The following is an 11,921-nucleotide window of genomic DNA, read 5'->3' on the forward strand; positions in this document are numbered from 1 at the left end:
ATGTTTTCCTTCGTCAGAAGCTCATCTTTCTCCATCCGGTGAAGCGTGGGATAGATCGTTCCGTAGCTGGAGCTATAGAAATAGGAATATAAAGTTTCGAATAATTGTTTGATTTCATAGCCAGTTAACGAACGATCCATTAATGTTCCTAAAATGACGTCCTGACTGTTCATGGTGAGATCTCCTCCACAAATGGTTGTATTTTATATTTCGATTGTTAATATATCATGCTGATATATGTCGTGTCTATATATAAAAATCCGGCTTTTTGAAAATAAGATCCACGAAATTATAAAAAGCTGCCCAAAGTCATCTCTGACCTCAGACAGCTTATTCGAATTCCTACCAGAACAACTCCCCGTGCCCTAACAGCCGGGATAAGCCTTCCACAAAGTAATAATCGCCGTAAATCAGCGGCACATCCACATTCTTGCCCTCCGGATAATGGCTCGTCCCATGAAGAATCAGCCCTTCCTCCGTCTCCGAATCCCACGCGCCATAGTTCGTGTAGAGCGAGTGCAGGATGCGTTCGCCCGCTTGACGATACAGACTGCTTTCTTGACCAGTAACCTGCTCTGCGATCAAAAGCAAGCCGCAGGCCGCACAAGCGCCTGCCGACGTATCGCGATAAGCTGTGATCCCCTCCGGCAAACGGAAGTCCCAATGCGGCACATGATCCTCCGGCAAGTTGGCTATGAAGAAGTGCGCTGCGCGCTTGGCGGCATCCAGATAACGCTCATCTCCCGTATGGAGATGACTGAGCGCCATGCCGTAAATCGCCCACGCGGTGCCGCGCGACCAGCCGGAATCAGGTGCGAAGCCCTGTCCGCCTTTCACTTCGAGCTTCACGCCCGTGTGCGGATCGAAGATCACGATATGGTTCACAGAACCATCCGGGCGAATGAAGTGCTCTAGCGCCATATCGGCATGCCGCATGGCGATATGCGAGTACCGCGGGTCTCCCGTTGTCCGGGAGGCCCAGTGGAGCAGCGGCAGGTTCATCATGCAATCGATGATGGCCCAGCCGGCATTGTCTTCCCCTTCGCGCCACGGGTTCCAGGCGCGAATATAGTTGCCTTGCACGTTGAAGCGTGCAGAGAGCAGGTTCGCCGCGAGCAAGCCGCGGCGCTTGGAGTCCTCCGCGCCCAGCAGCTTATAGCGTGCAACGCTCGTCAGCGTCCACATGAAGCCGATATCATGATCTAAGCGGTAATAATCCGCGATGACTTGATCGAGCTGCCCCTCACAGGACTCAGCCAGCAGCTTCAGCTGCTCATCTTGTGTGTCGCGGTACAGCAGCCACAGCAGTCCGGGCCAGAAGCCGGCGGTCCACCAAGACGCTGGCTCCAGTTGGTACTCGCCTTTCACACTGGCATGCGGGAAGCGATCTCCGATTCTTTGACTGGTTCTTGCCACTTTGTGAACCGTCTTGTCCCAAGCTTCCTGGGCCCAATCTAGTGTAGTACTCATATGATCACACCCTAAGTTAATTTTATTGAAACGCAAATCTAAATGCGGCATGAACTTTCAAGTTCGAATCGGTAAGCACACCAAGCTTTAACTTAAAATTCAATGCATAACATGTTTGCGGCTGATCAGAATGATTCACGTGATGAAGAGCCTCTACTTCCCAATCGAACAGGTCGTGATCATACGAAAGGTAGACTTTCGCTTCTGCTGATGCCGCTATTACAATTCGCCCATCCTCCGCTTGCTGCGGGTGGTGCCATGCCATGAATCGCTCCACGAGCACAGTTGGTGCTTCTGCGAACTCGTAACTGTCCGTCAGCTCTAGCGTCGGTGGCTCTGTTTTGCGCCAAATGAAGCGCCGCACAAGTTCATTAAGCTTATCAGTGCCATAGGCGCTGGATATTTCTAATGCCAAATCATCCTGCTTATCATTGCTGCTATGCATCAACACTACTGCCCGATGCTCCGCCCCAGCCTGTTGATACAAGCCGTCAATGATCGGAACAGAGTGACTCTGCGAGCCGTTGCACAAAATTTCATAACGTTCCGGTCCAAAATATTTCCGCGAATATTGCCCGCTCCCTAGATCCGGAAGCAGCGTTTCGCCTTGCGCATATAAGATGAAATGACCGATGTCATTATGATTATGCGGTTCATTATTATGCCCGCCTTTGGCTGCGAAAACGTAAGCTCCCTGCTCTTGAAGTTGTCTTGACACCAGCCACTGCGCATCTGGCAAATAATAAGCCGCTGTTTGCCAAGCGCTTCCCTCTACATCCTCTACGGACCAGAGCAAATTCCTTAACGCAGGCGCCCACCTGCTGCAGTGGTCATCGCGGAAACCTGCGCGCAGCGATAGCTCGGGATGCTCAATCTCAGGATAAAGCCGCTTCAAATAGCCGCTTAATCCCATGAAGATACCCGCCTCCCCTTGCGAGTCGGAGAAATTCACAACCTTCCTCCCGTGGAGGAAGYTTTTCTGTTGGAACAAGGCTACTTGCTGCACCTTGTCCGCTTGGAACCAATTGACGGCGCCGCCAGTACGCCGCAAGATCAAATCCGCGGCATAGGTGAAGTAGCCGAAGCCGTACTGCCAATACATGTACCCTTCGGTACATGCTCCGTCTTCTTCGAAGCCGCTTAGGTACGAAGCGAGCGCAGGAAAAGCTCGCTCCAGCACCGCGGCGAGCTCGTCCTCGTCCTGCAGCGTATAGATCGCTGCGGCGGCAATGGAGCCTCCGCAGACGGAGGCCCAGTTGTGAGTCGCGGTCTCCCAGTGGCTGGGAGCCTGCGTCACAAAGGGCCGCAGAATGCGGCGCAGCACTTCTTCGCGGATACGTACGCGGAGAAGTTGCGGCAGCGCGTCGCCGAGCAGCGCGCTGATTTCGCTGAGCGCGAAAGCTGTCTCCGCCGCGAACAGATCAATTGTGAACGACTCCGCGGAGTCGTTCATCAGCCCTTCCGCCGCATATTGCTCCTCTGCGGCGGACCTCATCTCTGGGCCATGCAAAATATGTGCAGGCAAACACCATGTATACTCATCCAAAATAGATGCAATTGTATCAGAAAGCGCATCCATATATGGGCTGTCTGCCCCATCTAACCAAGCTAATAATCCGAATGTCGTCAATCGATTACGACGGCGGAAATAAATAATCTCGTATTCCCTTCGAGATCCTGTTGCGGAGAAAAGACGGAACAAGGAGTACGTTAACTCAGGCATCGTCTCCTGCAGAAGCTTGTCCCCTTCATCTCGAATCTCCTTGATAAGCGGTTGGCTCTCTTTGCCTTGCAGCAAACGCGCCTTTACTTGCAAGGGTGTTTCCGCTGGAGACAGCAGCTGTGAAGGATGATTTCGCGCAGCCAGCAGTGCTGCTTTTACATTTTCCAAGTTCAAGTTGTCTACAGATACACTCACCGTAAATCGACCCACTTTCCCATGTCATGTGAAGGCGGCTAGCCTTCCGTCAGAGCAGACTTCCTGCATCTTACCATTTACAAACGATATATCTTTCATTATAAAGAATTAGAGGTCAATCGTTACCCTGTTATTTTGACTTTTTTGACTATTATCTTGACCTGTTTGACGCTATGGCGCAACATGATAGAAAGATAGCTATAGATACTAGAATTTACCGGAGAGGTTGGACAGACGAATGAGTCATCAAGCCGTACTAGGAAACGACGCTCCCAAGAGCCGGTTTCCGATTTCCCTGCTTTCTTTAACCGCTGGCGCCTTTGCCATAGGCATGACGGAGTTTGTGATCATGGGCCTTTTGCCCAATGTTGCAGAGGACTTGCATGTCACAATCTCACAGGCTGGTCAGCTCATCACGAGCTATGCCATGGGTGTAGCGATCGGCGCTCCGATTCTCGCTTTATTCACGAATAAACTGCCGCAAAAGCTGCTGTTATGCCTGTTGATGGGCGTGTTCATCCTGGGCAACGCCATCAGCGTCATCGCTCCGACCTATGCCATTTTGATGGGAGCTCGCATTGTGACAGCATTAGCGCACGGGACGTTCTTCGGCGTGGGCGGTGTTATCGCCGTGCATCTCGTTCGCCCAGATCGACGGGCGGCGGCCATCTCCATTATGATGGCAGGTCTTACGATCGCCAATATTATGGGCGTCCCGTTTGGCACTTTCATCGGGCAGCAGCTTGGATGGCGCGCCTCGTTTGGTGCTATTGTCCTGATGGGCATCGTCTCGCTCATCGGTATTTTATTCTTAATCCCGCGCGTACAGCAGGAGAAAAGCGTCGGTATTATTCAGCAGTTCCGTGCTATAACCCAGCCGAGGCTGCTGTTGATGCTGCTCATGGGTGCACTGGGCAGCGGGAGCTTGTTCGCGGTTTTCACGTATATCACACCACTACTGGAACAAGTGACGGGCTTCTCGGAGCATCGCGTTGCGTGGATTCTCGTGCTTTTCGGGTTCGGCGTCACCTTTGGCAATATCATTGGCGGCAAGCTTGCGGATTGGAAGCTCATGCCGGCTTTGCTGGGTAATTATGCGGCTTTGGCCCTCATACTTGTTATTTTCAATTTCACAGTTCATCTGCCCGTTGCTGCTGTCATTACCATTTTCGTCTGGGGAGCTGCTGCGTTCGGCATTCTGCCGGGTTTGCAGCTTCGCATTATGACGATGGCGAAGGATGCGCCAATGCTAGCTTCCACCTCGAACCACTCGGCGAATAATCTAGGCAATGCCAGCGGCGCCTTTATTGGCGGGTGGGTCATCACCCATATGGGGCTGACCTATCTGCCTTTGGCGGGTGCCTTGCTGCCTGTTGTGGGGCTGCTGATTGGCTTCATTAGCTATGGGTTGGAGCGGAAAGAGAAGCGCGCAGTCTCTAATAAAGGCGGGCAAAAGCTGGCGGATAACTCGTAGGCCAAACGGATTCGGACTTTTGCGCTTAACATGTAAGTCAGGTCATGCAGCGGAAGTCCTTAAAGTCAAACAGCGCTTTGGATCCAATGAAATTTGGGGGCATGTTTACCTCGCACCCCTCCACCACCGCTAATCTATGTTGCACTTTCTGCAACATATAAGTGGCATATACGGCACAAGCCTTCTCATTGCACAAAGTACAACCATTTTACCTAAAACGCCCATAGAATAGTCCTTTTGAGCGAAATCGTTGCACAAAGTGCAACGTAGAATGGACTAGGTGCTGGTAATCAGCTTTTTATTGCACATAGTGCAACGTAGAGTTGACTCGGTGCTGGAATCAGCCCTTTTGTCGCACAAAGTGCAACGTAGAGTGGTCTAAGTGCTGGAATCAGCCCTTTTGTTGCACAAACTGCAACGTAGAGTTGACTTTGTGCTGGAATCAGCCCTTTTGTTGCACAAACTGCAATGTAGAGTGGTCTAGTGCTGGTAATCAGCCATTTTGTTGCACAAACTGCAATGTAGAATGGTTTAAGTGCTGGTAATCAGCTTTTTGTTGCACAAAGTGCAACGTAGAGTTGACTAGGTGCGTGTAGTTTTAGCGTGTTGGTGGACGGGTGAGTTGGGGCCGAGCGTCTCTGAGTTCATTTGCCAGGAGCCACTTCTATTGGATGAAATCCAACGAAAAGGCGATTTGGGGTGCTTTTAGAGCCGGTTCGTTGGACTAAATCCAACGAGGTAATCGAATTGGCGCCGTTATGAGGCGGTTTAGCTGCGACTGGTTGGAATTCATCCAATGAAACTGAGGATTAATGTCGATAAAGCGTGTTTTCATTGGAATTCATCCAATGAAATTTGAAGCGGCGCGGAGGTGAGGTGGAAGAGGGCATGTTTACCTCGAACCCCTCCACCACTAATCTATGTTGCACTTTCTGCAACATATAAGTGGGATATACGGCACAAGCCTTACTCTCATTGCACAAAGTACAACCAATTTACCTAAAACGCTCATAGAATAGTCCTTTTGAGCGAAATCGTTGCACAAAGTGCAACATAGAGTGGTCTAAACGCTGGTAATCAGCTTTTTATTGCACAAAATGCAACGTAGAGTAGACTCGGTGCTGGAATCAGCCCTTTTGTCGCACAAAGTGCAACGTAGAGTGGTCTAAACGCTGGTAATCAGACCTTTTATTGCACATAGTGCAACATAAAGTGGTCAAAGTGCTGGAATCAGACCTTTTATTGCACAAACTGCAACGTAGAGTGGACTAGGTGCGCGTAGTTTTTAGCGTGTTGGTGGACGGGTGAGTGGGGCCGAGCGTCTATGAGTTCATCAGTGAGGAGCCATTTCTATTGGATGAAATCCAATGAAAAGGCGATTTGGGGTGTTTTTAGAGCCGGTTCGTTGGACTAAATCCAACGAGGTAATCGAATTGGCGCCGTTATGAGGCGGTTTTGCTGCGACTGGTTGGAATTCATCCAATGAAACTGAGGATTAATGTCGATAAAGCGTGTTTTCGTTGGATTTCATCCAATCCAATGAGGCTACCCGGCTCACAACTACAAAAAAAGGCATACCCACTAGTAGCTTACTACTGTGGGTATGCCTTTTTTGCATGCTAGTACTATTAAGGCCGCTGCGTTTCCGCGGAAACCGGCTCAATTAACTTTAATAGCTCAACGATATCCGCCTTATCAAACGTTCTATTGCCGTCCATATCATAGCGCACTGGCGTCACTGCAAGAACATTGGTGATATCCCAGAGCTTCTCCTCTTTTTGATAAAAGAGGGACACGATATGTTCGGTCGAAGCTGTACCGTCCAAGCTCACTACTTTTAGTTGGAATCGGTTCAGACCTTCCACGAAAGAAACAGGTTCGCTCTGACCGTTCGTCACCTCGATGCTTGCGCCCAGCTCGCCGCTCTGCGGATCCATCCGCTTCAGTCCGGTGCTAGTACCGGCTTCCATAGAAGCTGCGCGAAAGGTAAATGCCGAGTTAGCACCATGAACAACAGCCGCGATCCACGGTGTGGACGTTGGCAGCACTTTGCCATGGTCATTACCCGTGAGCAAAAGCAGCGCGAAGGCAGGCTGCACAACAACTGTCACCGCTTGGGACTCCGTACCATCCGTGATCCCACTTCTTTCGTACAGCGCCGTGTATCGGTGCGTGCCAGAGCTCACATCTGTTAAGCTAATTTCCGCGTTCCCGTACACATCGGTCGTTACCCGCGCTCGCTCAGCGCCATTCTCTCTCAACGAAATGTAGCCGGGCTGCGTCAAATCACCGATTAAGTTTCCTACGGATACAGAGAATTGAATGGATTCTCCAAGTTGAACAATTCCACTCGGATGATTCAAAATGAGCATGGTTCCCTGCGTATTCGGTTTGATGACTTGGGTGATCGAGGCTGACGTCTGCGCTTCGTGCAGCAGGTCAGGAACGTACGCGGCCTGAATAGAGTACGTTCCAGGCAGCAACGCTGCTGACGTAATTGAAGCAATTCCTGCCGAGTCAAGATTCATCGGAGTGTCCAGTAAATTGCCGCCGCTAAAAACAATATGGCCAGCAGAGATCTGCGACTCTCCATTCGTATTGGTCACATGTGCGGTAAATGTAAGGGGAGTTCCATAATAAACAGCCTCCGTTACTGAAGCGGTAACCACTACGGTAACAGGGATCGGCTTAATCTGCAGACTGCTGATGTTTGACGCCTCATTAAGATGCTCGTCATCCCCTAAGTAGTTGGCGACGACCGTATGCGTGCCAACAGCAAGCTGTTCGGTCTCCCAAGTCGCTGTCCCGTTCGTCAGCGTCAAAGCGCCCGGCCAATTACTAAAGCCGCCCGTACCTGAAAGTGTTACTGTCCCCGTTGGAACTGACCCACCGCTGCCTGCGTTAACTACTTGCACCATGACGCTCACCGTGTGTCCATAGGTGCTTTCGCCTGATTGAGGTGCCACTGACAGATGAACCGTAACCGGAGCTTTGGATACCGGCTGGGTGATGGGTTGTGATGCACTCGTGACATGGTTGCCATCACCGCTATAATCCGCCGTAATGACGAGATCGCCAACCGGCAGATCATGAGTGGCAAGCACCGCAGTGCCATTGCTGTCTAGTGAGACTGGCGCTTGCAAGTCGACACCGTTATTTTTAAAAGTAACTGTACCTGTAGGTTTGATACTAGGATTCGATGTATTTATTACCTGTGCGGTTAAAGTCGTCGTTTCGCCGACAGAAATCCCACCCGATGACGTTAGGGTTGTTGACGTACTTGCTTTATTAACGGTATGCCCGACAGCAGTTGATGGACTAACCGCATGGTTAGCATCTCCGCTGTACTCACCTTTAAATGAGTGAGACCCTGCCGGTAACTTTTCTGGCATCGTCCATTCAGCTAATCCTGAATTTAAGTTGACCGTGCCCAATGTGGTTGAACCATCTTTGAAAGTTACGGTACCACCTGGCATAATCGGGCTCCCATTGGTATTCGCTACGGAGGCTGCTAATGTCAATGAAGTTCCGTAGGTTGAAGCTGCTCCGGTCGCTCCTGTAACCGTCAAAGTTGAAGATGTAGGAATCTGATTAATTATCACTGGAATGGAGCTTGAACTATTAGCAGTATGTGTAAGACTTCCGCCGTAATGTGCTGTAATTGAATGGGTACCTACGTCTAAGGCGGGAGCTGTCCATGTTGCTGTTCCCGAGCTCATTGTCCCCGTGCCAAGTACTGTCGAGCCCTCTTTGAACGTGACGGTACCAGTTGGTCCAAAAATGCTTGCCAGGCCATTCGTTACGGTTGCCGTCAACGTCACAGAATTCCCATAAGTCGTGCTTCCAGCACTAGCACTAACCGCCACTACGGTTGGTATGCCTAGCACGGATTGCGACAAACTGCTTGACGTACTAGCGTAATGTTGACTGTCACCCTGATATGTAGCAGTAACTGAATAACCGTTAACCGGCAGCGACGACGTCGTGAAGGCAGCCATACCGCTTCCATTGACACTCATAGTTCCCAGTACATTGTTGCCTTCTCTAAAAGTGACTGTCCCCCCCGGCATAACCGAACTGCCACTTGTGTTGGCAACAGTCGCCGTGAAGGTAATTGGCTCACCAACGTAGATAAGTCCGGCATTCGAGGTTAGGGTGGTATAGGTTTGAATCTTATCAACCGTATGTACAAAAGTAGAGGTCTGTGAATTATGTATACCGTCGCCACTTGCGTAACTAGCCGTTATCGTATGTGTACCAACTCCTAGACCGGAAAAGGACATGGAGGTGTTGGCGTYGAAATTTTCAAGCTGCCCCCAAGATCGTGTTGTAAGTACATTGTCTTGTCCGACAAACGTAACTGTCTTAGCAATATTATCTACTCTGATGTCTGTAATGTAACGATTCCCCGGAAGCTGCCAAGACTTAACCAGAGTGTTGTTCGTGTCATATGCATACAAATAGTAATAGAAATTATTATTCGTATCGCTGTACGCCCAATAACTCAGCCCGCCCCACTCAATAACAGGACAGTCCGTGCAAGTGAACTTTAATCCTGCTTGCACAGGAGCAAGCCCTGAACTCTTATAAACAACTTTCGGCTCTGAAGGAACGAGCTCCTGCGGACCCCCGATCACTGTGCTTCCATCGTAGAACGTGACGCTCCCTGTTGGTGTCGCTCCACCGGCTGCACCGTCTGTCACAACCGAAGTAAATTGCACCGACTCGCCATATATGGACGAAGACGGGCCTGTTATCACTTGTCCTACTGTCGTAAGTGCATAAGCTGCAGGCTGGTACAAGTTAACCAACAACGCAACCAATAGAACTGCGCCAATCCATCGCAGCTTATTACCATTTTTCCGTTTCACCATCATTCCTCCGCCCTGCGTAACTCTAGTAAGTATACTAAATTTATCGGATCTTGGGTGTATAAAATGAATAGAAAAGCCATCTGTACCCCCGCTAATTAGCAGGTACAAATGGCTTTTCTCGTCTTATAAGTCAAATAGGACGCTCGATCTCAAACTGCTCTCCCAATTTCGCATAGGAGTGGCCTGCCAGTCGGCTAACCGGTCTCAATCTCTGAGCATCAATATGTCCCTTATCGTACAAATCATTGGCGATGTGAAAGTGCACCACTCTGCCGATCAGCAAATCCGCAGAAGGAGCGTCTTCTGTGCCCCCAAGCGGAATGGCTCGCTCTAGAACACATTCCATCCGAATGCTTGCCTCTGCAATGCCCGGTACAGCTACCTTCACACTTGGGACAGGTGTCAGACCGGCTAACACCACTTCGCTTTCGTCAGAGGGCAGGGCAGCTGCCGTTTGATTAATCTCATTGATATACGACTCGTCAGAGATATGAACAACGAACTCCCCTTTTGCGATAGCATTACGCGATGTATCTTTGCGCTGACCCTGACGCCGCTGCACCGACACTGCGACCATCGGCGGGTCCGTCGTCACAATCGTGAAGTAACTGAACGGTGCGGCATTAAGGACCTCCTCTGTGGAGAGGGTCGTTACAAACGCGATAGGTCTGGGAATAATGCTGCCGATCAGCAGCTTATAATTCTCCCGCTCGGTTTGATTCGAAGGGTCGATGGCAATCACAGACATCACCCCTTTACTTGTTATTTTAGACTAAATTTGCCTTAAACCAAGTCCCTGCCGCATCAACTTCCGATCTCGTCAATTGATGTCCGGCATTCTCCCAATGGACTTCAATCTCAGCTCCAGCCTCACCTAGCAACTTCTGCAACTCCTCGGTCTCTTCCGGTGAGCAGATCGGATCATTGCGGCCCGCCCCAATAAAGATTGGGGTGTCGGTCAGATCGGGAAGCTGGATGCCACGCCGCGGCACCATCGGATGATGCAAGATTGCGCCACGAAGCGCATCTGGGTAGTGAAACAACAGGCTGCCCGCAATATTGGCGCCATTGGAGTAGCCGACGGCCACCATATTTCGGCGGTCAAAGCCATGCTCTACGGCAGCTTCATCCAAGAAGTCATTCAGCTCTTTGGTGCGGAAGATGAGGTCCTCCTCATCGAAGATACCTTCCGCTAATCGACGGAAGAAGCGCGGCATCCCATTTTCAAGCACATTGCCTCTAACGCTTAATACGGATGAGGCTGGGGAGATAGCTTGAGCCAGTGGCAGAAGATCACGCTCCGTGCCGCCAGTGCCGTGCAAGAGCACGAGCACCGGGGCCGTTACATCTGTTCCTTGTTGGAAAATATGTTTCATTGTCCGCTTCCCTCCAATTCACGCACCGTGATCGGTGGCAGATTACGCTCGATTTGAGCACGGTTCGCTTCGAACCATTCTGGCAGCATGATTTTCTCGCCAAGCGCCTCAGGAGCTTCGTCTCTAGCGAAACCTGGAGGATCAGTCGCGATTTCGAACAGGATGCCGCCTTCTTCGCGGAAGTAAATCGCGTTAAAATATTGACGGTCCACAATCGGCGTAGGATGGTACCCGCTGTTCTGCACATGATTTCTCCATAGCTCATGCTCAGCATCATCTTTTGCCCGCCATGCGATGTGATGGACAGTACCCGCTCCGCCTGCTCCATACGGCATAGGAGTCACATGAAGGTCGATGATATTCCCAATATCACCAAATGATTTGAACCTGGCATAAGCTCCCTCTTGCCCAACTTTCTCAAGTCCCATTACCTGCTCAAGCAGCTGAGATGTTTTGTCAGGAGCCGTGCTGTAGAGAATAGCGCCACCGAAGCCTTTGATCGCTTTATCGGTAGTAATGCCACCGAATGTCCATGTGCTAGGAGCTCCTTGCTCACGCTCAACGATTTCAAGTTTCAACCCATCGTGATCTTCGAATTGCAAATAGGTCTCATGGAATCTTTCCGTTTTCTCAAAGGATACGCCGAATTTCGTCAGACGCGCTTCCCAGAAAGCGAGACTGCCTGTAGGCACCGCATACGTAGTGATTCCGACTTGGCCGCCACCGATACGCCCTTTGCGGGAACCGGCCCATGGGAAGAAAGTGATGATTGTTCCAGGACTTCCATGCTCATCGCCGAAGTAGAGATG

At 50.6% G+C, this 11,921-nt stretch carries 8 protein-coding genes; 1 reads left to right on the forward strand and 7 read right to left on the reverse strand.

Annotation, left to right across the window (positions count from 1 at the left end; translation table 11 throughout):
- From AC1DUA_RS06965 to AC1DUA_RS06975, 3 genes are all read right to left on the reverse strand, one after another.
- Positions 1 to 173 (reverse strand): PadR family transcriptional regulator (locus AC1DUA_RS06965; protein WP_477499042.1); only part of this gene is annotated, 173 nt, incomplete at its 3' end.
- Positions 174 to 342: 169 nt separating this feature from the next.
- Positions 343 to 1,470 carry a glycoside hydrolase family 88 protein gene (locus AC1DUA_RS06970; RefSeq protein WP_477499035.1) on the reverse strand — a complete coding sequence of 376 codons (1,128 nt, stop codon included), beginning with the start codon at positions 1,468 to 1,470 and terminating at the stop codon, positions 343 to 345.
- A gap of 22 nt (positions 1,471 to 1,492) precedes the next feature.
- Entirely contained in the window at positions 1,493 to 3,388 is a 1,896-nt protein-coding gene (locus AC1DUA_RS06975) for a heparinase II/III domain-containing protein (RefSeq protein WP_477499036.1), read from the reverse strand.
- Positions 3,389 to 3,626: 238 nt separating this feature from the next.
- On the opposite strand from AC1DUA_RS06975, the gene AC1DUA_RS06980 reads away from it, so the two are divergent.
- Entirely contained in the window at positions 3,627 to 4,862 is a 1,236-nt protein-coding gene (locus AC1DUA_RS06980; protein ID WP_477499037.1) for an MFS transporter, read from the forward strand.
- A gap of 1,628 nt (positions 4,863 to 6,490) precedes the next feature.
- On the opposite strand, the gene AC1DUA_RS06985 is transcribed toward AC1DUA_RS06980, so the two are convergent.
- The 4 genes from AC1DUA_RS06985 to AC1DUA_RS07000 form a co-directional block, all read right to left on the reverse strand.
- On the reverse strand, positions 6,491 to 9,733 hold the full coding sequence (locus tag AC1DUA_RS06985) for an Ig-like domain-containing protein (protein WP_477499038.1): 3,243 nt from the start codon (positions 9,731 to 9,733) through the stop codon (positions 6,491 to 6,493).
- Between the two features lie 133 nt (positions 9,734 to 9,866).
- On the reverse strand, positions 9,867 to 10,478 hold the full coding sequence (locus AC1DUA_RS06990; protein WP_477499039.1) for a flavin reductase family protein: 612 nt from the start codon (positions 10,476 to 10,478) through the stop codon (positions 9,867 to 9,869).
- A 25-nt stretch (positions 10,479 to 10,503) separates the two neighbouring features.
- Positions 10,504 to 11,112 (reverse strand): alpha/beta hydrolase, encoded by a 609-nt coding sequence (locus AC1DUA_RS06995; RefSeq protein ID WP_477499040.1) that lies wholly within the window; start codon positions 11,110 to 11,112, stop codon positions 10,504 to 10,506.
- Positions 11,109 to 11,921 (reverse strand): ring-cleaving dioxygenase (locus tag AC1DUA_RS07000; RefSeq protein WP_477499041.1); only part of this gene is annotated, 813 nt, incomplete at its 5' end. The genes AC1DUA_RS07000 and AC1DUA_RS06995, both read right to left, overlap by 4 nt.

Source organism: Paenibacillus sp. 01T422, assembly GCF_056398785.1.